The organism is Bacillus sp. FG16, from assembly GCF_057809515.1.
In genome coordinates, this window is sequence record NZ_JBMDKC010000042.1 from 1 (window position 1) to 19,694 (window position 19,694).

At 36.5% G+C, this 19,694-nt stretch carries 23 protein-coding genes and 1 riboswitch; of the genes, 22 read left to right on the forward strand and 1 reads right to left on the reverse strand.

Translation table 11 applies throughout. The features are described 5' to 3' along the window. The first annotated feature begins 324 nt into the window (after positions 1 to 324). The 8 genes from ACODS7_RS16410 to ACODS7_RS16445 all read left to right on the forward strand — a co-directional run bounded on the left by ACODS7_RS16410 (position 325) and on the right by ACODS7_RS16445 (position 7,525). The gene (locus ACODS7_RS16410; RefSeq protein WP_000416293.1) at positions 325 to 2,109 is read left to right on the forward strand and encodes an acyl-CoA dehydrogenase FadE; all 1,785 of its coding nucleotides are present in this window, start codon (positions 325 to 327) and stop codon (positions 2,107 to 2,109) included. 138 nt (positions 2,110 to 2,247) lie between these two features. After that, positions 2,248 to 2,970: an MBL fold metallo-hydrolase gene (locus tag ACODS7_RS16415; protein WP_029443536.1), complete on the forward strand. Its 723-nt coding sequence runs from the start codon at positions 2,248 to 2,250 to the stop codon at positions 2,968 to 2,970. A gap of 3 nt (positions 2,971 to 2,973) precedes the next feature. After that, on the forward strand, positions 2,974 to 3,522 hold the full coding sequence (locus tag ACODS7_RS16420; protein ID WP_029443535.1) for a TetR/AcrR family transcriptional regulator: 549 nt from the start codon (positions 2,974 to 2,976) through the stop codon (positions 3,520 to 3,522). A 465-nt stretch (positions 3,523 to 3,987) separates the two neighbouring features. Continuing rightward, on the forward strand, positions 3,988 to 4,701 hold the full coding sequence (locus tag ACODS7_RS16425) for a CPBP family intramembrane glutamic endopeptidase (RefSeq protein ID WP_001232991.1): 714 nt from the start codon (positions 3,988 to 3,990) through the stop codon (positions 4,699 to 4,701). Positions 4,702 to 4,844: 143 nt separating this feature from the next. Further along, positions 4,845 to 5,030 (forward strand): hypothetical protein, encoded by a 186-nt coding sequence (locus tag ACODS7_RS16430; RefSeq protein WP_001180555.1) that lies wholly within the window; start codon positions 4,845 to 4,847, stop codon positions 5,028 to 5,030. A 13-nt stretch (positions 5,031 to 5,043) separates the two neighbouring features. Beyond that, positions 5,044 to 5,292, forward strand: a complete 249-nt coding sequence (locus ACODS7_RS16435; protein WP_001002992.1) for a spore coat protein — start codon at positions 5,044 to 5,046, stop codon at positions 5,290 to 5,292. 246 nt (positions 5,293 to 5,538) lie between these two features. Next, the gene (locus ACODS7_RS16440) at positions 5,539 to 6,489 is read left to right on the forward strand and encodes an L-lactate dehydrogenase (protein WP_016079827.1); all 951 of its coding nucleotides are present in this window, start codon (positions 5,539 to 5,541) and stop codon (positions 6,487 to 6,489) included. Positions 6,490 to 6,511: 22 nt separating this feature from the next. Then, positions 6,512 to 7,525 carry a PTS sugar transporter subunit IIC gene (locus ACODS7_RS16445; RefSeq protein ID WP_243168256.1) on the forward strand — a complete coding sequence of 338 codons (1,014 nt, stop codon included), beginning with the start codon at positions 6,512 to 6,514 and terminating at the stop codon, positions 7,523 to 7,525. 62 nt (positions 7,526 to 7,587) lie between these two features. On the opposite strand, the gene ACODS7_RS16450 is transcribed toward ACODS7_RS16445, so the two are convergent. After that, the gene (locus ACODS7_RS16450; RefSeq protein WP_016079828.1) at positions 7,588 to 8,235 is read right to left on the reverse strand and encodes a phosphatase PAP2 family protein; all 648 of its coding nucleotides are present in this window, start codon (positions 8,233 to 8,235) and stop codon (positions 7,588 to 7,590) included. 144 nt (positions 8,236 to 8,379) lie between these two features. Here ACODS7_RS16450 and ACODS7_RS16455 point away from each other — a divergent pair, with 144 nt between their 5' ends. The 14 genes from ACODS7_RS16455 to sufU all read left to right on the forward strand — a co-directional run bounded on the left by ACODS7_RS16455 (position 8,380) and on the right by sufU (position 19,685). After that, complete coding sequence (locus ACODS7_RS16455) at positions 8,380 to 8,907, forward strand: hypothetical protein (protein WP_000826910.1); 528 nt, start codon at positions 8,380 to 8,382, stop codon at positions 8,905 to 8,907. Between the two features lie 494 nt (positions 8,908 to 9,401). Continuing rightward, complete coding sequence (locus tag ACODS7_RS16460; protein ID WP_000218968.1) at positions 9,402 to 9,767, forward strand: arsenate reductase family protein; 366 nt, start codon at positions 9,402 to 9,404, stop codon at positions 9,765 to 9,767. Between the two features lie 41 nt (positions 9,768 to 9,808). After that, entirely contained in the window at positions 9,809 to 10,192 is a 384-nt protein-coding gene (gene gcvH, locus ACODS7_RS16465; protein WP_000026896.1) for a glycine cleavage system protein GcvH, read from the forward strand. 556 nt (positions 10,193 to 10,748) lie between these two features. After that, complete coding sequence (locus ACODS7_RS16470) at positions 10,749 to 11,093, forward strand: toprim domain-containing protein (protein WP_000640870.1); 345 nt, start codon at positions 10,749 to 10,751, stop codon at positions 11,091 to 11,093. Between the two features lie 3 nt (positions 11,094 to 11,096). Beyond that, positions 11,097 to 11,405: a thioredoxin family protein gene (locus tag ACODS7_RS16475; protein ID WP_002025020.1), complete on the forward strand. Its 309-nt coding sequence runs from the start codon at positions 11,097 to 11,099 to the stop codon at positions 11,403 to 11,405. 152 nt (positions 11,406 to 11,557) lie between these two features. After that, positions 11,558 to 11,902: a hypothetical protein gene (locus tag ACODS7_RS16480; protein WP_029443533.1), complete on the forward strand. Its 345-nt coding sequence runs from the start codon at positions 11,558 to 11,560 to the stop codon at positions 11,900 to 11,902. Positions 11,903 to 12,027: 125 nt separating this feature from the next. Then, positions 12,028 to 12,135: riboswitch (SAM riboswitch) on the forward strand. Positions 12,136 to 12,312: 177 nt separating this feature from the next. Further along, positions 12,313 to 13,338 (forward strand): methionine ABC transporter ATP-binding protein, encoded by a 1,026-nt coding sequence (locus ACODS7_RS16485; RefSeq protein ID WP_029443532.1) that lies wholly within the window; start codon positions 12,313 to 12,315, stop codon positions 13,336 to 13,338. Further along, complete coding sequence (locus ACODS7_RS16490; RefSeq protein ID WP_000359401.1) at positions 13,331 to 13,996, forward strand: methionine ABC transporter permease; 666 nt, start codon at positions 13,331 to 13,333, stop codon at positions 13,994 to 13,996. The genes ACODS7_RS16485 and ACODS7_RS16490 overlap by 8 nt, the downstream gene beginning before the upstream one ends. Before the next feature lie 23 nt (positions 13,997 to 14,019). Then, the gene (gene metQ, locus ACODS7_RS16495; RefSeq protein WP_043935771.1) at positions 14,020 to 14,832 is read left to right on the forward strand and encodes a methionine ABC transporter substrate-binding lipoprotein MetQ; all 813 of its coding nucleotides are present in this window, start codon (positions 14,020 to 14,022) and stop codon (positions 14,830 to 14,832) included. Between the two features lie 73 nt (positions 14,833 to 14,905). Beyond that, entirely contained in the window at positions 14,906 to 15,712 is an 807-nt protein-coding gene (metQ, locus tag ACODS7_RS16500) for a methionine ABC transporter substrate-binding lipoprotein MetQ (RefSeq protein ID WP_224413682.1), read from the forward strand. Positions 15,713 to 15,950: 238 nt separating this feature from the next. Beyond that, entirely contained in the window at positions 15,951 to 16,736 is a 786-nt protein-coding gene (gene sufC / locus ACODS7_RS16505) for a Fe-S cluster assembly ATPase SufC (RefSeq protein ID WP_000929163.1), read from the forward strand. A gap of 15 nt (positions 16,737 to 16,751) precedes the next feature. Next, positions 16,752 to 18,044 (forward strand): Fe-S cluster assembly protein SufD, encoded by a 1,293-nt coding sequence (gene sufD, locus ACODS7_RS16510; RefSeq protein ID WP_000152173.1) that lies wholly within the window; start codon positions 16,752 to 16,754, stop codon positions 18,042 to 18,044. Next, positions 18,044 to 19,264, forward strand: a complete 1,221-nt coding sequence (gene sufS, locus ACODS7_RS16515) for a cysteine desulfurase SufS (protein WP_001020767.1) — start codon at positions 18,044 to 18,046, stop codon at positions 19,262 to 19,264. Before sufD ends, sufS begins: the two co-directional genes overlap by 1 nt. Next, on the forward strand, positions 19,254 to 19,685 hold the full coding sequence (sufU, locus tag ACODS7_RS16520; protein ID WP_000009523.1) for a Fe-S cluster assembly sulfur transfer protein SufU: 432 nt from the start codon (positions 19,254 to 19,256) through the stop codon (positions 19,683 to 19,685). Before sufS ends, sufU begins: the two co-directional genes overlap by 11 nt. Positions 19,686 to 19,694 lie beyond the last annotated feature (9 nt).

Consider the following 19,694-nt stretch of genomic DNA (forward strand, 5'->3'; position numbering starts at 1 on the left):
TGCCTCACAGGAAGGGGTGAAACGACCGACTGTTCTAGCCACTGGAACTGGATTAGATAAAAAGTGCAGGTGGCTCGCTCAGAACAGAAGGGCGTTGGAAGCCCTGACGAAGAGGCGCTTTTTGCCTCACAGGAAGGGGTGAAACGACCGACTGTTCTAGCCACTGGAACTGGATTATAAAAAAAGTGCAAGCGGCTTGCTCAGAACGAGACGACGCTAAAGCAAAGAATGGAAGCAACAAAGGTTTATAAAAAATAAACGGGAGAGCCAGCTTCTTTCAAAAAGAGAGAAGCTGCTCATGAAAATATGAAGGAGGAAATTTTCATGGAAAAAACAGTAGGAAATGCGGTTAAAGGCGGTAGCTTTTTAGTTGATGAGATTACGATTGATCAAGTGTTTACGCCAGAAGATTTTTCATCTGAGCATAAAATGATTGCAAAAACGACAGAGGACTTTATCGTAAATGAAGTTCTTCCAGAGCTTGAATATTTAGAGCAACATGAATTTGATCGTTCAGTTCGTCTTTTAAAAGAAGCTGGGGAGCTTGGTTTATTAGGCGCTGACGTACCAGAAGAGTACGGCGGAATTGGTCTTGATAAAGTAAGTTCAGCGTTAATCGCAGAGAAATTCTCTCGCGCTGGTGGTTTTGCAATCACTCACGGTGCTCACGTAGGTATCGGATCTTTACCAATCGTATTATTCGGTAACGAAGAGCAAAAGAAAAAGTATTTACCATTACTTGCAACTGGTGAAAAATTAGCTGCATACGCATTAACTGAGCCAGGTTCAGGATCTGACGCATTAGGCGCAAAAACAACTGCACGTTTAAATGCAGAAGGTACACATTATGTATTAAACGGTGAGAAACAGTGGATTACAAACTCTGCATTCGCTGACGTATTCGTTGTATATGCAAAAATTGATGGAGAGCATTTCTCAGCATTTATCGTAGAGAAAGAATACGCTGGTGTATCTACAAGCCCTGAAGAGAAGAAAATGGGTATTAAATGTTCTTCAACTCGTACGTTAATTTTAGAAGATGCGTTAGTACCGAAAGAAAACCTACTTGGTGAAATCGGTAAAGGTCATATTATCGCATTCAACATTTTAAATATCGGTCGTTATAAATTAGGTGTTGGTACAGTTGGATCTGCAAAACGTGCAGTAGAAATTTCAGCACAATATGCAAACCAACGTCAACAGTTCAAGCAACCAATCGCTCGCTTCCCATTAATTCAAGAGAAACTTGCGAATATGGCAGCAAAAACATATGCAGCTGAAAGTTCTGTATATCGTACAGTAGGTTTATTCGAAAGCCGCATGAGCACATTATCTGAAGAAGAAGTAAAAGACGGTAAAGCAGTAGCAGCTTCTATCGCTGAATATGCAATCGAGTGCTCTTTAAACAAAGTATTCGGTTCTGAAGTATTAGACTATACAGTAGATGAAGGTGTTCAAATTCACGGTGGTTACGGATTTATGGCAGAATACGAGATTGAAAGAATGTACCGCGATTCTCGTATTAACCGTATTTTCGAAGGAACGAACGAAATTAACCGCCTAATCGTACCAGGTACGTTCTTACGTAAAGCGATGAAAGGTGAATTACCACTTCTTCAAAAAGCACAAAAATTACAAGAAGAGTTAATGATGATGATGCCAGAAGAAGTAGGCGATGAGCCATTAGCACTTCAAAAGTATTTAGTAACTAATGCGAAGAAAATAGGCTTAATGGTAGCTGGATTAGCTGCTCAAAAATACGGTAAAGCATTAGATAAAGAGCAAGAAATTCTTGTGAATATCGCTGACATCGTAAGCAACCTATACGCAATGGAATCAGCTGTTCTTCGTACAGAAAAAGCAATCAAAACAACTGGTCTTGAAAAGAATAAACAAAAAGTGTTATACACTGAAGTATTCTGCCAAGAAGCATTTAACGAAATCGAAGCAGACGCGAAAGAAACACTTATCGCAGTTGAAAACGGCGACATGCTGCGCATGATGTTATCATCATTACGTAAATTAACTCGCCACACACCACTTAACGTAATTCCGAAGAAACGTGAAATCGCTGCGAAAATTTTAGAAGATGAGCGTTACACAGTTTAATATCTTTAAAGAACAGTAGTCGTTTATACGGCTACTGTTCTTTTTTTTGAAAAAAAGAAATTTTTAGTGACATAAAACTAATACCATTAGTATAATAAAACTAATGGTATTAGTTTTCGTGAAAAGGGAGATGGGACTATGAGGATGATACATGAAAAAACGTTATATCAATTGTCATTTTTGCCAAGAGCGTTTCCTGTAAATTGTTACTTTGTAGAGGAAGATGATGGTTTAACTTTAATTGACGCGGCTTTGCCATATAGCGCAAAAGGTATTTTACAGGCGGCTGAGAAAATAGGAAAACCAATTACTAAGATTGTATTAACACATGCGCATGATGATCACATCGGTGCATTAGATGCATTAAAGGAAGTACTTCCTCATGTTCCAGTCCATATTTCTAAGCGGGACGCAAAGCTGTTAGAAGGAGATACGACGTTACAAAAGGATGAACCGAATATACCGATAAAAGGCGGTGTACCTAAAAAAGTAAAAACGGTACCTGATGTTTTATTAGAAGATGGCGACCGAGTTGGATCGCTTCTTGCGATTATGACACCGGGACATACACCAGGATCCATGTCGTTTCTTGATATACGAAATAAAGCTCTTATTGTTGGGGATGCATTTCAAACAAGAGGAGGTATGGCTGTTTCGGGACAAATGAAATTTTGGTTTCCGTTTCCAGCGATGGCAACGTGGAGCAAAGAAATATCATTACAAAGTGCACAGAAGCTAAGTGAATATGAACCTTCCTTGCTTGCGGCAGGGCACGGAAAAATGATAAAAAATCCAGGGGCCGTCATAGAGCTTTCTATTAAGGAAGCGAAGCGGAATATAGAAAGTAAGAGAGAGGGGTAATTTATGTCACCGAGAATCGGACTTACATTACAGAAAATTGTAGAAACAGCTGCAGAAATTGCAGATACAAATGGAATACAAGAAGTAACGTTAGCTTCATTAGCGCAAAGGTTAGGGATACGTTCGCCCTCACTATATAATCATGTAAAAGGGTTACAAGATGTACGGAAACATCTTGGTATTTACGGAATACAACAGTTGCATAACAAACTGGAAGAAGCGGCCGAGGATAAACAGATGGATGAAGCAATTCATGCATTAGGAGAAGCATATGTAGCATTTGTCCGAAAACATCCTGGACTATATGAAGCAACTTTTTTACGAGATGAAGAAGTAAGAAAAGCAGGTGACGGAATTGTAAAGCTTTGTCTTCAGGTTTTACAACAGTATGGCTTAGAAGGAGAGAATGCACTTCATGCGACACGTGGATTTAGAAGTATTTGTCATGGGTTTGCGTCAATTGAACAGCAAGGTGGATTTGGTTTGCCGTTAGATTTAGATACAAGTTTACATGTATTATTGGAAACGTTTATTAAAGGATTACGTGAATAAGAAACGAGGCAAACAAAAACCTTAGAAGTGATTCTAAGGTTTTTTAGTGCATATGATTCGAAAAGAGCGGTAGGCTTTTTCTCATTACATGATATTATTTAGCAGGTTTGAAAAATGTGTATATAGCTACGGAAAGGCAAACGAAAATAAAAGCAATAGGATCTTGATATGGACTAGGCTCAGAGCCCTTCTGGATTCCTGTAAGGAAGTCATGTGTTTTCATGTTCATTGCTCCTTTAACTAATAAATTTTATATGATGCGAGAGTTATGGTGGATAGATAAGAAATTTTTGGAATTTCATCTAATAATTATTCTATAGTAATCTAATTCCAAAAACTATATAATACAAAGCTTTCATGATATGTAAAATTGCATATTATTCTTTTTGAAAAAATTGTTATATTATCTATATATTTGTATTAAGGGTTTTTTGTTAAGGTAATGAAAACAAATGGAGGAATAGTATGAGAAAAACAGTATTAGACGCGTATAATGCAGAAAGAGAAGTAGATAACATAACATATAAAAATCTAGTTGTAACGATTGCAAGCATTCTAGGGTTCTCACTCTTAGGGGGATTATTCCTTGCTTTAGCCCTTGGAATTTTTGGAGAAGAGGTATTACGTGCTAATTTAGAGGGATATTATTTACTTCTATTTGATGCAGCTGTTGTTACTATTGTTTTATTTGCGTATAAACCAGTGCTTCATTTTATTAAGAACATATGGGATGTATCTATTTTAAAAAATGGGAAAACCTACTTGTATTTATTAATAGGTTTTATCATCATTGCATTAACTCAGTATGTAATGTTAGAGTTGTTTAGCTTTGAAAGTGCAGAGCAGCAAAGAGATCAATTAGGGAGCTTAGGACTTCAAAATAGTCTACAAAGTATTATATATGTGTTAAGTGTTGCTATAATTACACCAATTAAAGAAGAAATTTTATATAGAGGTATTTTGTATCGATTTTTTGAAAAGAAATATAGTTTTCTAGTTGGTATTATTATTTCTTCCTTTATCTTTGGGATTCTTCATGGTGGTTTTCCGGTTACGGCAATGATTATGGGGATTGTATTTGCTATGTTATATAAGAAAACACAATCTATTTTACCTAGCATCATTTTACATATTGTATGGAACCTACTTGTGAGTATAAGTATGATTGTTTCTTTATAAAATTGAATGAATATTTAGCATAAAAGATGAATGGCCTAGCTATTCATCTTTTATTTTGTTTATATGTGGGAAAAGTTGATGAATACAATCCAAAAAGAACCAAATACTAATGATGAATGAACAAAGAAAGGCGGGTATGTTATATGCAAAACTTAACAGAGCTTGAAGTAGAAAACTTACGTCATTTAATTGGTGGACATGCAACGATTATTAACAAGTTGGAGCAGTATGCACAGACGTGTACAGATCCACAACTGAAACAAATGCTACAAAAAGATGCGCAAGATGCAAGAAATACGAAACAGCAATTAATGACTTTCCTAGGATAGGAGGAAGAGAAAGATGAATGAAAAAGATATGGTAAATGATTATTTAGCAGGATTAAATGCAAGTTTAACAAGTTATGCAAATTATATTTCTCAGTCTGATAATGAACAGTTACATCAAACGTTAATCCAAATTCGTAATCAAGATGAAATGCGTCAACGTAATATGTATGAGTACGCAAAGCAAAAGAGTTATTACAAACCGGCAGCACCTGCGAATCCGATGATCGTGCAGCAATTAAAAAGTCAGTTAAGTGCAGAATAATAGGATGAAAAAACGGGCGAAAATAGATTCGCTCGTTTTATTTTTTTGTATGTCAATAAATACATAATAAATATTTTTCCAGTTGTAACAAATATGACGAAAATGTAATATAACAATTCACAAAAAGGACAAATACTTTGATCAATATTTCACAAAGTATCCATGGTTTCTATCGTGAGAACCTCTATAATTAAGAGTGTAAAGAACAAAAGAAATAGATTATATGATCACTTAGGAGAGATTGCTATGAAAAGACATACAAGAAAAATTGCAATTATCGGTACTGGATTAGTTGGATCAAGTTGTGCGTATTCCATTGTAAATCAAGGAATTTGCGAAGAACTATTATTAATTGATATAAATCATGAACGTGCAGTTGGGGAAGCAATGGATTTATCACATTGCATTAACTTTACAAATACAAGAACAAAAGTATATGCAGGAAGCTATGAAGACTGCAAAGATATGGACATTGTCATTATTACTGCAGGACCAGCACCAAAACCTGGACAAAGTCGCTTAGATACTTTAGGAGCGAGTGCGAAGATTATGGAAAGTGTTGTTGGCGGCGTAATGGCAAGTGGATTTGATGGTATTTTCTTACTCGCATCGAACCCAGTTGATATTATCACATATGAAGTATGGAAATTATCTGGATTACCTAGAAATCGCGTAATCGGTACAGGAACATCATTAGATTCTTCTCGCCTAAGAACAATTTTATCTGAAATGTTACATGTAGATCCTCGTAGTATTCATGGGTATTCATTAGGAGAACATGGTGATTCTCAAATGGTTGCTTGGTCTCATGTAACTGTTGGTGGAAAGCCAATTCTGCAAATTTTAGAAGAACAAAAAGAACGATTTGGTGAAATAGATTTAGATGAAATCGTTGAGAAGACTGCAAAAGCCGGATGGGAAATTTATAAACGTAAAGGAACTACTTATTACGGAATCGGAAATTCTCTAGCATATATTGCAAGCTCAATCTTTAATGATGATCACCGTGTCATTGCTGTATCAGCTATTTTAGATGGTGAGTACGGTGAATATGATATTTGTACAGGAGTACCAGCTATTATTACTAGAGACGGTATAAGAGAAATTGTAGAACTCAATTTAACAGAGGATGAAGAATCTCGATTCGCAAAATCAAACGATATTTTACGTGATTATATGAAAACAATTGGTTACTAACTTATAGGAGAAGGTGAAACAAATGAAGGAATATATAATGTCTCGTGTATTTAAAGCATCTGCTGGTATCGCACAAGGTATTTTCGTATCCCTCGGAATTGGTTTACTAATCGAAAATATAGGAAGAATTGTTGATATTCCGTTGCTTATTACAATTGGAGTTGTTGCAAAATCACTAATGGCACCAGCGATTGGTGCAGGAATTGCTTTTATGCTCGGTGCAAATGGTCTTGTAATCTTCTCGGCTATGGTGGCTGGAGCAATTGGTGCCGGATCCATTTCAATTACTGAAGCTGGTCTAATTATTAAAACAGGTGAGCCAATCGGTGCTTTATTAACAGCAACTTTAGCTGTATATATTGGTAAACGTTTAAGCGGAAAAACTGCTTTAGATATGATGCTCGTTCCATTTGCGGCCATATTAGGTTCTGGTTTAGTTGGTATTTGGTTATCTCATAATATTACTCCTGTTTTAAATGCAGTTGGAGCGTTCATTAAAGATAGCTCAGCTGGTAGCCCATTCATCGCTTCTATCGTCATTGCAGTAGTTTGGGGACTATTACTTATCTCGCCAGCTTCATCAGCTGCGTTAGCGATCGCACTTAGCTTAGACGGTGTTGCAGGTGGTGCAGCTCTTGCCGAATGCGTCGCTCAGTTTATCGGATTCTCTGTCATATCAGCGAAAGAAAACAATTTAGGTGGCATATTAGCTCAAGCTCTTTGTACTCCGAAAGTACAGTTGCCAAATATCACTAAAAATCCAATGATTCTCGTCCCAACTGTCGTCGCCAGTGCTATAGTCGGTCCGGTATCCGCATTAATTTTCCAACTGGAAGCAGGAAAAGAAATTGCAGGTCTTGGATTAAGTTCTCTTATCGCACCAATTAATTTAATTTCCAGCGAAGGATGGGAAGTTGTCCCGGCGATGGTAATTACTTATATCGTCATTCCAGTAGCTGTTTCTTATATACTTTACATTGCTCTTAAAAAAGCAGGTCGTATTCATTCTGGTGATATGACTGTACCGCAATCTTAAATTGAAAATCTCCTTAATAATAGATAAAAGCAGACTGAGAAGCCACAGTCTGCTTTTTTATGTTACATTTTATGATTTTGTTTTACTGGAACACGTACTGTTTCTTTTGCTAATAAAAGTTGAACACCGAAGTAAAGTATGCTTGCAAGTGTCATTCCAGAAACGGCATCTACAAAGGCATGTTGCTTCGTAAATAGCGTTGATAAAATAATAAGTGTACCGAAGAAAGTAAGGATGTAATATTCAAAAGCATGTTGTTCTCTACGCTTAAAGGCAGCTAACATAATTACAAATGTAGTAAGAACGTGAATGCTAGGGAAACAGTTTACCGGTTGATCGATACTATAAATATAGCGAACTAGTTCAGAAAATACATCTGTTCCAACGACAGTCGGACGCGGTACAGTTGTTTGCCAAAAATAATAAATAGAAAAACAAGCAAGCTTTCCAAAAATAACACTACTTAAAGTGACATAATATTGCTTTCGGTCAGCGAAGCAGTAATAAATAAGTGCACCGTATAAGTATGGAAACCAAAGTAAATAAGGAATAATAAATGCTTTTACAAATGGAATCCAATCATCTACTACAGTTGTAACGTCTACTGCGTGAACAGTTGTTTTATTTAATACATCGTAAAGGGGACTTACGAGTACGAGTAGAAGTATATAACTTAACGGAAGAAAAGATGAAAGTTTAAATTTCTTCATGTTGATCTCCTATGTTTAGTAATGTAAGTAAATTCAATTGATTATAATATAGAAACGTGAATTGGGCTATCGATTTTACTTACATTTTCTTGAATTAACCTTACGTTTTTGTCACTTGACTAAAAAGAAGGGGGAGGGTGCTAAATGAAGCGTTTATCATATTTTTTAGTTTTTATATTGTTATGCCTAGTAGGTGCTGGGTGTGCAAAGAATAACGAAGGAGAAAAATTAGAATATAACGGAAGAGCACTCGTAATTGGAGTTGTTGGAGAAAAGCCGAAAGATACGTTTAGGAATGTAAAGTTTGAAAGTATAAAGTTAGAAGAAATGCAGGAGAAATCAGCAAAAGTTGATGGTTTTTTCGTTATGAAAGAATACTTTAAAGAGGCATCAAAGGAGCAGTATACGGACTTATTTTTATCGTTAAAGAAGCCGGTATTTTTTATTGGTTTGCAAGATAGACCGTATTTAATTTTTACTAACAAGGATTTAGATTATGATAATACCCCAAAGGATAAAACGATGACGTATACGCAAGGGTTTGTAAATATGGGGAACCCTGAAGGTCAATATTGGGGTATGGGATTATATAATGATACTGTTTCCGATCGAAATATTCATAATATGTATATAGTAGTATTTCAAACCATTTCGGATTACTTAAGTCGATGATGAAGGAGCCTGTAAAAAAGGCTTCTTATTTTTTTAAAATAAACGTTTGTTTAAGCTGTATGTTCGGTAGAAAGAAACTCATGTAGTTCAAAGGTTAAGAAAGAAAAATAAGAAATTAATCAAACGTTTGTTTAAGCTGTATGCTCGGTAGGAAGAAACCGATGCAGCTCAAGGGTTAACAAAGAAAAATGGAGAATTAATCAAACGTTTGTTTAAGCTGTATGTTCGGTAGAAAGAAACTCATGTAGTTCAAAGGCTAACAAAGAAAAATAAGAAATTAATCAAACGCTTGTTTAAGATATATGTTTGGTGCAGAATTTTAAAAAATTTATATATTTATTTTTTTCTTAACAAATGGCGGAAAAATAAGAAAAATTCGCAGGATTATTAAAAATTATCACGAAATAAGTAAAAGTTTAGCGAATAATGGTTTGAAATAATAAAACGTTTTCTATATGATAAAGGTAAAGGTTAGTAAAAAAGTAGGTGAATTTATGACAGTAACATTTTATTCATATCCAAAGTGTGGCACATGTCAAAAGGCAAAGAAATGGTTTGAGGCAAACGATGTAGCATATGAGATGATTCATATTGTTGAAAATCCACCATCAAAAGAAGATTTACGTAATTTACATGAAAAAAGTGAATTACCATTAAAAAAATTCTTTAATACAAGTGGAATGCGTTACCGTGAACTTGGTCTAAAAGATAAGTTGAAAGATGCAAGCGAAGACGAAATGTATGAGCTTTTAGCATCTGATGGCATGTTGATCAAACGTCCAATTGTAACAGATGGAACGAATGTAACACTTGGTTTTAACGAAGAGCAGTTTGAAAGTGTGTGGAAAAAGTACCAATAAGGTATTTTTACATAATTAATACATTCACTGGAGGTACAGTCATGAGCATTCCAAATAATTTACGTTACTCTGAAGAACACGAATGGGTAAAAACTGAAGGTAATGAAGTTGTTATCGGTATTACTCACTTTGCACAAGGTGAGCTAGGCGATATCGTATTCGTTGAACTTCCTGAAGTAGGTGCAACAATCGAAGCTGACGAGCCATTCGGAAGCGTAGAATCTGTTAAAACAGTTTCTGAGTTATACGCACCTGTAAGCGGTAAAGTTGTAGCAGTAAACGAAGAATTAAGTGACCAACCAGAACTTGTTAACGAATCTCCATATGAGGGTGCATGGATGGTTAAAGTTGAACTTTCTGATGCAAGCCAAGTTGAGAAGTTATTAACTGCAGAAAAATATGCAGAAATGACAAACCAAGACTAATTATAGTCGACTAAAGGACAGCCTTTGTGCTGTCCTTTTTTATTTTGTGTAAAATAATGAATGTAGAATCATATACTAATTATCGTGTAGGAGAACGTTTTTTGAAAAAACTTTTTTGTTTAATCTTTATGCAGGTCTAGCCGCTTTTGTTTTTCGTTGTCTAGCTTTTCACGTCTAAGAATCTTCTGCACAAGAAGACAAAAAAGCGTTTTCTGTGCGAAAGAACTTTAGCCAAAAGGAATAAAAAGTTGGGCATTTCACTCCTTCACTTGAGGCGAAAAGAGCCTTGAGTGAAGGAGTTCGGGTACATTCTTGTTCTAAACGAGCCGCTTCCGCTTTTCATTGTCTAGCTCCACCTCCTAGCCCTTCATGTCTAAGAACCTTCCGCACGGGAAGAAAAAAAGCGTCTTCTGTACGGAAGAACCTTAGCCAACAGGGCTAAACAGTCGCTTCCGCTTTTCTTTTGCAAAAATAAACAGGAAACAACATGAAAATAACGAATATACTATATACTAAGTTCAAGGTTATATAGTATATGGTGATCGGGTGATGACATATGATTTATGTAGAAAAAGTCATTATTGTAGAAGGTACATCAGATAGAAGAAAGATTGAATCTATTATTCGTGAACCAGTGGAAATTGTTTGTACAAATGGTACAATTGGTTTGTCGAAAATGGATGAGCTCGTTGATCAGTTTTTTGATAAGGAAGTGTATGTGCTAGTGGATGCTGATGATGCTGGAGAAAAGTTAAGGAAACAATTTCGAAAAGAATTTCCGCAAGCCGAGCATATCTATATTGATCGCTCGTACCGAGAAGTGGCAACTGCGCCATCTACACACTTAGCAAATGTATTATGGGGAGCCGACATTGACGTTTATACAGAATATTTACGGTAAGGAATGATAGAAGTGATTGATTGGACAGGAGCCGAAGCTACAGCCCTAATAGAGAACGAAGAAAAAACAGTGTTATATGTATATACTCCAATGTGTGGAACATGCCAATTAGCAAAAAAGATGTTAACAGTCGTTGAGATGACAATTGAAGGCCTCAAAATTGGGATGTTAGATTTAAATTATGCTCCGCATTTAGCGAAAGAGTATGGGATTGAAAGTGTACCTTGTTTACTTGTTTTTGAAAATGGGACACTGATGAAGAAGATATATGCATTTCATTCGGTTGAATATTTATATACGGAATTAAAGTAGGCGGCAAAATTTTTGCCGCCTCGACATATTTCTTGGGAAATATGTCGAGATGCAGGATGGATACAGTATTTGTCGAGCGAAAATAACAGGATTGCTCTTTAGTGAGAGGGAATGGTATGTAATAGAAAGTGATATGAAGGATGTGATTTAGGGTGAGATTATATTCTTTGCTTCAATCATTTGTAAATTACGCTAATGGTCAATATCATTTAGAACCGCTTTTAAGACGAGAGGAAAAAACTGTTAATTTCCGTTTTAGAGATGAAAGTTGTTCGTTACAAATTTCAAGAGATTATATAGAGCTGCTACATGAGGAAAGAGGAACGGAACAAATCATTTGCTTAGATGAAAAAGATATAGAGCAATTGGTGAATGGAAATGTACGATTGCAAATGTTAATGAACGATGGGCGTGTACAATATTCGGGAACGTACCGAACGATGTTATTAGTTGAATCAATGTTTCATATATGTAAACCGATGTCAGTAGGTGCTTAAAATTCTGAAGTTTCATTTTTTACGAAAATTTCTGTTGACATGGTAAGTGTATATTGATACAATTCAAGTCATAAAATATAGACAATTTCATAAATTTCAAATCAGACGAAAATTGAATCTGATTTCTCTTATCAAGAGAGGTGGAGGGACTGTGCCCTGTGAAGCCCGGCAACCGTCAACTTATGTTGAAATGGTGCCAATTCCTGCAAAGCGAATGCTTTGAGAGATGAGAGAGAGGGATAATGTTGTTATATACGCATATAAACCTTTCTGCTTCTCTAAAGCGGAAAGGTTTTTTGTTGTTTGAATGTGGAGGACATTCAAATAATAAAAGTAGTGATAGCGGTGGACTACACGCATCAAAAATAAAAAAATGCGGAGTCTATCTAAACAAAAAAGGGGTGAACATCATGATTCTATTAGAGAATGTAAGGAAAATATATAAGGCGAAAAGCGGTGATGTCACTGCTGTAGATAACGCCAATTTAAAAATAGAAAAAGGCGAAATATTTGGTGTTATCGGATATAGCGGCGCTGGGAAAAGTTCTTTAATCAGATTGTTTAATCAGTTAGAGAAACCGACTTCTGGCCAAATTACAATTGCGAATCGTGTTATATCAGCAATTACAGGAAGTGAACTTCGTAAGGCAAGGCAAGAAATCGGAATGATTTTTCAGCACTTTAACTTACTTTGGTCACGAACTGTACGTGAAAATATAGAGTTTCCACTTGAAATTGCAGGTGTTGATAAAACGAAGAGAAGAAAACGTGTTAATGAATTAATTCATCTTGTTGGATTAGAAGGAAGAGGAGACGCGTACCCATCTCAGCTGAGCGGGGGACAAAAACAACGCGTTGGGATTGCAAGAGCATTAGCTAACAACCCACAAGTACTTTTATGTGATGAAGCAACGTCGGCTCTTGATCCAGAAACGACAGATCAAATTTTGGATTTACTATTAGACATTAATAAGCGCCTTGGTTTAACAATTGTACTCATTACACATGAGATGCACGTAATTCGAAAGATTTGTAATCGAGTGGCGGTAATGGAGAGAGGAAAGATTGTAGAAACGGGTCCAGTACTTGATGTATTCCGTAATCCGAAGCAAGATATTACGAAACGATTTGTACAGCAGTTAACAGATTCTGAAGATACAAATGAAACGATTGAAAGTTTAATTGAAAAATATCCAGATGGAAAAGTGATTCGTTTGCAGTTTATCGGTGAGGCTGTAGAAAGACCGGTGCTTCAACGATTAATGCAACGTAGTGATATAGAAGTTAGCATTTTGCAAGGAAATATCGCACAAACGAATAACGGTTCTTACGGTAGTTTAGTTGTTCATTTAAATGGTGAGGAAACAGCGATCCAGCAAGCAATAGAAGGAATTCATCAAGATCAAGTAGAGCTGGAGGTGATTGCACATGGATAAGTTACTCGCAAATGTTGATTGGAATCAAATGTTAGAAGCAACTGGTGAAACGTTATATATGACGGCAATCGCAGCTCTTGCGACATTTGTTTTAGGACTAATTTTAGGATTGTTACTTTTCATGACAGCAAAAGATAATTTATGGGAAAACAAATCAATTAATACGGTGATTGGAGCATTCGTAAATATATTCCGTTCTATACCGTTCATCATTTTAATTATTTTATTAATCCCATTCACAAAGATTCTTCTTGGAACAATTCTTGGAGCAAGTGCAGCGCTGCCGGCTTTAATTATTGGAGCGGCACCATTCTACGCGAGAATGGTTGAAATCGCACTTCGCGAAATTGATAAAGGTGTAATTGAAGCTTCAAAAGCAATGGGAGCAAAAACAAGCACAATTATTTTAAAAGTATTGATTCCAGAATCGTTACCAGCATTAGTATCTGGTATTACGGTTACGACAATTGCTTTAGTAGGCTATACAGCAATGGCGGGAGTTGTTGGTGCTGGTGGCCTTGGGACACTTGCTTACTTAGAAGGATTCCAGAGAGGGAATAACGATGTAACAATTGTTGCGACAATTTGTGTATTACTAGTTGTATTTTTAATTCAGTGGATTGGTGATAGTTTAACGACTCGAATAGATAAACGATAATAAAAAACGGGAGGATGTTTCAAATGAAAAAATTATTACTTACGGCACTTATTTCAACTTCAATTTTTGGTTTAGCTGCTTGTGGCGGGAAAGATAAAGATGAAAAGAAACTTGTTGTTGGTGCTTCTAACGTACCTCACGCTGTTATTTTAGAAAAGGCAAAACCGTTACTTGAGAAAAAAGGAATCGAGTTAGAAATTAAAAAATTCCAAGACTACGTATTACCAAATAAATCGTTAGCGGATAAAGATTTAGATGCAAACTACTTCCAGCACATTCCGTATTTAGAAAAAGAAATTAAAGATAAAAAATATGATTTTGAAATAGCAGGAAAAATTCATTTAGAACCGATTGGTGTATATTCTCAAAAATATAAGAGCTTAAAAGAGCTTCCAGACGGTGCAACAATTATTATGAGTAATTCAGTTGCTGACCATGGACGTGGTTTAGCGATTTTACAAAAAGAAGGCATTTTAAAAATTAAAGACGGAGTAGATCCAGTTAAAGCAACTCCAAAAGATATTGCAGATAATCCGAAAAATCTAAAATTCAAAACGGATATCGAGCCTGGTTTATTGCCACAAGTGTATAACAATAAAGAAGGCGATGCTGTTTTAATTAACTCTAACTATGCAATTGATGCAAAGTTAAATCCGGAAAAAGATGCAATTGCAATTGAAGGAAATGATTCACCGTACGCAAACATAGTAGCTGTTCGTAAAGGCGATAAAGATAAGAAAGAGATTAAAGCTCTTGTGGAAGTATTACATTCTAAAGAGATTGAAGACTTCATTAATAAAGAATATAAAGGGGCAGTTGTTCCTGTAAAAGAATAATTGCTGAAAAGGGCTGGTCTGATGCCAGCTCTTTTTCATAACTACATAACTATTGGGGAGAAGGGGACATCATATGAAAAAGATTCTATTGTCAGTTGTTACAGCGCTGTCTGTATTTACATTAGCTGCTTGCGGAGGGAAAGAGGAGAATAAGCTTGTTGTTGGAGCTTCTAACGTGCCGCACGCTGTTATTTTAGAAAAGGCACAGCCGATATTAGAGAAAAAGGGTATTAAATTAGAAATTAAAAAATTCCAAGATTATGTGTTGCCGAATAAAGCGTTAGCGGATAAGGAAATTGATGCGAACTACTTCCAACACATTCCTTACTTAGATAAAGAAATCCAAGAAAAAGGATATAAAATTGTAAACGCAGGAAAAATCCATTTAGAGCCAATGGGCATTTATTCTAAGAAATATAAAAGCTTAAAAGACTTACCAGATGGCGGGACAGTGATTATGAGTAATAACGTAGCGGAGCGTGGCCGTATGTTAGCATTGTTACAAAAAGGCGGCGTGATTAAGCTTAAAGATGGTGTAGATGTGGTTAAGGCGACAGTAAAAGATGTAGTCGAAAATCCGAAAAACTTAAAATTTAAAACAGATGTTGAACCTGGACTTTCACCGAAGTTGTATGAAAATAATGAGGGAGATGCTTTATTCGTTAATTCGAACTATGCAATTGATGCGAAGTTAAATCCAACAAAGGATGCAATTGCGATTGAAGGATCAGACTCTCCGTACGCAAATATTATTGCAGTTCGTAAAGGTGACGAGAAGAAAAAAGAAATTAAAGAATTAGTAGAAGTACTGCATTCAAAAGAAATTCAAGACTTTATTAATAAAGAATATAAAGGTGCTGTACTTCCGGTAAGTGAATAAATATGAGGAAAGGACTGGAAAATTACCAGTCCTTTTTTCTTTATATAAATAAGAAGAAAGGTGTATCATATAAGGATGCAAGGGAAATACTTATATACATTTGTGAAAAAATTGTTACTTTTTTTCGTCGTTTGCGATATCATTTTATTTGATATAAGATTAGAATGAGAATAAAATGAGAATATGAACGTTTTAGGAATTTTTAAAATGTATATATAGGATTAATGGAGGTATTGAGATGGCTGGTTCTACATTAACGGTTAAAGACTTACACGTATCAATTGATGGCAAAGAAATTTTAAAAGGTGTAAACCTTGAAGTAAAAGGTGGAGAAATCCACGCAATTATGGGACCTAACGGAACAGGTAAATCAACTTTATCTTCTGCGATTATGGGTCACCCAAAGTATGAAGTAACAGAAGGTAGCATCATCATCGACGGTGAAGATGTATTAGAAATGGAAGTAGACGAGCGCGCACAAGCAGGTCTATTCCTAGCAATGCAATATCCAAGTGAAATTAGCGGAGTAACAAACGCTGACTTCTTACGTTCTGCAATTAACGCACGTCGTGAAGAAGGCGATGAAATTTCTCTTATGAAATTTATCCGTACATTAGATAAAAACATGGAATTCCTAGAAATGGATCCAGAAATGGCACAACGTTACTTAAACGAAGGTTTCTCTGGTGGAGAGAAAAAACGTAACGAAATTCTTCAATTAATGATGATTGAGCCAAAAATCGCAATCTTAGATGAAATCGACTCAGGTCTTGATATCGATGCATTAAAAGTTGTATCTAAAGGTATTAACCAAATGCGCGGCGAAGAGTTCGGTTGCCTAATGATTACGCATTACCAACGTTTATTAAACTACATCACTCCAGACTTCGTTCACGTTATGATGAACGGTCGTATCGTTAAATCTGGTGGCCCTGAGCTTGCACAACGTCTAGAAGCTGAAGGTTACGACTGGATTAAAAAAGAATTAGGTATTGAAGACGAAACAACAGAGCAAGAAGCGTAAGAGAGGAGCATAAACATGACAATCGGTACATTACCTTTCGATCAAGAAACAATCCGTCAACGCGCAAGCGAAGTAAACGAAGCTGCTTGGTTGACTGAGTTCCGCTTACAAGCTCTTGCACAAGCAACAGAACTTCCAATGCCAACGCCTGATAAAACGAAAATTGAAAAATGGGACTTTATCGGAAAAGGCGACGCTGCTAAGCAAGAGCCTGTAAGTTCTTTAACAGAGCTTCCAGAAGCAGTGAAAAACTTAATCGATGAAAATAACAGCGTATTAGTGCAACGTACTGGTACAACTGCGTTCGTTTCTTTAGCAGACGAAGCAAAAGACAAAGGTGTTATTTTCACAGATATCGTAACAGCTGCAACAGAGCATGCTGAACTACTACAAAAGTATTTAATGAAAGACGGCGTGAAAGTAGACGAGCATCGTCTAACTGCACTTCATGCTGCATTAATCAACGGCGGTGCATTCGTATATGTTCCGAAAAACGTTGTTCTTGAAACTCCACTTCAAGCTGTATTCTTAGTAGACGGCGAAGAAGCTAACGTATATAACCACGTATTATTCGTAGCTGATGCGAACAGTACTGCAACTTATGTAGAAAACTATGTTGCAAATGAAAATGCTAAAGGTATTGCAAATATCGTAGCAGAAGTAATCGTGGAACAAGGCGCACAAGTGAAATTCGGTGCGGTTGATCTATTAGCAAAAGACGTAACAACTTACGTTAACCGCCGCGGTGTTGTTGGACGCGACGGCCGTATTGATTGGGCTCTAGGCCTTATGAATGACGGAAACACAATTTCAGAGAACGTTACGAACTTAATGGGCGACGGTTCATATGCTGATACGAAAACAGTAACAATTGGCCGTGGTAACCAAACACAAAACTTTACAACTAAAGTTGTTCACTTCGGTAAACACTCTGAAGGTTGGATTTTAAAACACGGTGTACAAAAAGATAGTGCAACATCTATCTTTAATGGAATTGGTAAGATTGAACACGGTGCATCTAAATCAAATGCACAACAATCTTCTCGCGTTCTTATGTTAGATGAGAAAGCTCGCGGTGATGCGAACCCAATTCTTTTAATTGACGAAGATGATGTAATGGCAGGTCACGCAGCTTCAGTAGGCCGCGTAGATCCGTACCAATTATACTACTTGATGAGCCGTGGTATTCCAAAACGCGAAGCAGAACGTTTAGTCATCCATGGATTCTTAGCACCTGTAGTTAATGAGCTTCCAATTGAAGGAGTAAAAGCACAGCTTGTTGAGGTAATTGAAAGGAAAGTTCGCTAATGAATATTCATGAAATACGCAAACAGTTTCCAATTCTTGATCAAAAAGTGAACGGCAAACAACTTGTTTATTTCGATAGTGCAGCAACTTCTCAAAAACCAATTCAAGTCATTGAAACGTTAGAACGTTACTATAAAGAATATAATTCTAACGTGCATCGCGGTGTTCATACGCTCGGTACGAAAGCTACCGACGCGTATGAAGGTGCACGTGAGAAAGTTCGCAAGTTTATTAACGCGAAATCAATGGAAGAGATTATTTTCACGCGCGGAACGACAACTGCATTAAATACAGTAGCGGCTAGCTATGGCCTTGAAAATGTAAAAGAAGGCGATGAAATCGTTATTTCTTACATGGAACACCATAGTAACATCATTCCGTGGCAACAAGTTGCGAAGAAAACTGGCGCAACTTTGAAATACCTTCCGCTTCAACCAGACGGTACAATTTCTTTAGAAGATGTTCGTCAAACTGTTACACCGAATACAAAAATCGTTTCTATTATGCAAGTATCAAACGTACTTGGAACGATTAACCCTGTAAAAGAAATCGGAGCAATCGCACACGAAAACGGAGCAATTATGGTCGTTGATGGTGCACAAAGTACACCTCACATGAAAGTGGATGTACAAGATTTAAACTGTGATTTCTACGCATTATCTGCTCATAAGATGTGCGGACCTACAGGTATCGGCGTATTATATGGTAAGAAAGAATTGCTAAACAATATGGAGCCAATTGAATTTGGTGGTGAAATGATTGATTTCGTAGATTTACAAGAATCTACTTGGAAAGAGCTTCCGTGGAAGTTTGAAGCGGGTACACCGATTATCGGTAATGCAATCGGACTTGGTGCGGCAATTGATTTCCTAGAAGAAATCGGTCTTGATAATATTGAAAAGCATGAGCATGAATTAGCGCAATACGCTTTAGAAAGACTATCAGAAGTAGATGGCGTTACAATTTATGGTCCAAAGCATCGCGCTGGTCTTGTTACATTTAATATTGAAGACGTACATCCTCACGATGTAGCGACTGTATTAGATGTAGAAGGCATTGCAGTTCGCGCAGGACATCACTGTGCACAACCGCTTATGAAGTGGCTAAAAGCTTCTTCAACAGCACGTGCGAGCTTCTATTTATATAATACAAAAGAAGAAATTGATACATTTGTTGAATCGCTAATCAAGACAAAGGAGTATTTCACAAATGTCATTTAATAATTTAGATACGTTATATCGTCAAGTTATTATGGATCATTACAAAAATCCTCGTAACCATGGCGTGTTAGAAGATAGTGTTACCGTTAACTTGAACAATCCAACTTGCGGCGATCGTATTCAACTTACGATGAAAGTAGAAGAAGGTATTGTGCAAGAGGCGAAGTTTGAAGGCGAAGGATGTTCAATCTCAATGTCTTCAGCTTCAATGATGACACAAGCAGTAAAAGGTAAGAAAATTGAAGAAGCACTTCAGCTTTCGAAAATTTTCTCTGACATGATGCTAGGAAAAGAGTACGATGACAGCATCGATTTAGGAGATATTGAAGCATTACAAGGCGTATGCAAGTTCCCTGCACGTATTAAATGTGCAACATTAGCGTGGAAAGCGTTAGAAAAGGGCTTAAACGAAGATAAGTAATGTTAAAGG

Bases quoted from the DNA above. Each gene is read 5' to 3' on its own strand.
- metQ (WP_043935771.1), top strand. From the start codon at position 14,020: ATGAAAAAATTATTACTTACGGCACTTATTTCAACTTCAATTTTTGGT.
- ACODS7_RS16420 (WP_029443535.1), top strand. From the start codon at position 2,974: ATGTCACCGAGAATCGGACTTACATTACAGAAAATTGTAGAAACAGCT.
- ACODS7_RS16490 (WP_000359401.1), top strand. From the start codon at position 13,331: ATGGATAAGTTACTCGCAAATGTTGATTGGAATCAAATGTTAGAAGCA.
- gcvH (WP_000026896.1), top strand. From the start codon at position 9,809: ATGAGCATTCCAAATAATTTACGTTACTCTGAAGAACACGAATGGGTA.
- ACODS7_RS16470 (WP_000640870.1), top strand. From the start codon at position 10,749: ATGATTTATGTAGAAAAAGTCATTATTGTAGAAGGTACATCAGATAGA.
- ACODS7_RS16455 (WP_000826910.1), top strand. From the start codon at position 8,380: ATGAAGCGTTTATCATATTTTTTAGTTTTTATATTGTTATGCCTAGTA.
- ACODS7_RS16410 (WP_000416293.1), top strand. From the start codon at position 325: ATGGAAAAAACAGTAGGAAATGCGGTTAAAGGCGGTAGCTTTTTAGTT.
- sufC (WP_000929163.1), top strand. From the start codon at position 15,951: ATGGCTGGTTCTACATTAACGGTTAAAGACTTACACGTATCAATTGAT.
- ACODS7_RS16445 (WP_243168256.1), top strand. From the start codon at position 6,512: ATGAAGGAATATATAATGTCTCGTGTATTTAAAGCATCTGCTGGTATC.
- ACODS7_RS16415 (WP_029443536.1), top strand. From the start codon at position 2,248: ATGAGGATGATACATGAAAAAACGTTATATCAATTGTCATTTTTGCCA.
- ACODS7_RS16430 (WP_001180555.1), top strand. From the start codon at position 4,845: ATGCAAAACTTAACAGAGCTTGAAGTAGAAAACTTACGTCATTTAATT.
- ACODS7_RS16485 (WP_029443532.1), top strand. From the start codon at position 12,313: ATGATTCTATTAGAGAATGTAAGGAAAATATATAAGGCGAAAAGCGGT.
- ACODS7_RS16435 (WP_001002992.1), top strand. From the start codon at position 5,044: ATGAATGAAAAAGATATGGTAAATGATTATTTAGCAGGATTAAATGCA.
- sufS (WP_001020767.1), top strand. From the start codon at position 18,044: ATGAATATTCATGAAATACGCAAACAGTTTCCAATTCTTGATCAAAAA.
- sufD (WP_000152173.1), top strand. From the start codon at position 16,752: ATGACAATCGGTACATTACCTTTCGATCAAGAAACAATCCGTCAACGC.
- ACODS7_RS16425 (WP_001232991.1), top strand. From the start codon at position 3,988: ATGAGAAAAACAGTATTAGACGCGTATAATGCAGAAAGAGAAGTAGAT.
- ACODS7_RS16475 (WP_002025020.1), top strand. From the start codon at position 11,097: ATGATAGAAGTGATTGATTGGACAGGAGCCGAAGCTACAGCCCTAATA.
- metQ (WP_224413682.1), top strand. From the start codon at position 14,906: ATGAAAAAGATTCTATTGTCAGTTGTTACAGCGCTGTCTGTATTTACA.
- ACODS7_RS16460 (WP_000218968.1), top strand. From the start codon at position 9,402: ATGACAGTAACATTTTATTCATATCCAAAGTGTGGCACATGTCAAAAG.
- ACODS7_RS16450 (WP_016079828.1), bottom strand. From the start codon at position 8,235: ATGAAGAAATTTAAACTTTCATCTTTTCTTCCGTTAAGTTATATACTT.
- sufU (WP_000009523.1), top strand. From the start codon at position 19,254: ATGTCATTTAATAATTTAGATACGTTATATCGTCAAGTTATTATGGAT.
- ACODS7_RS16440 (WP_016079827.1), top strand. From the start codon at position 5,539: ATGAAAAGACATACAAGAAAAATTGCAATTATCGGTACTGGATTAGTT.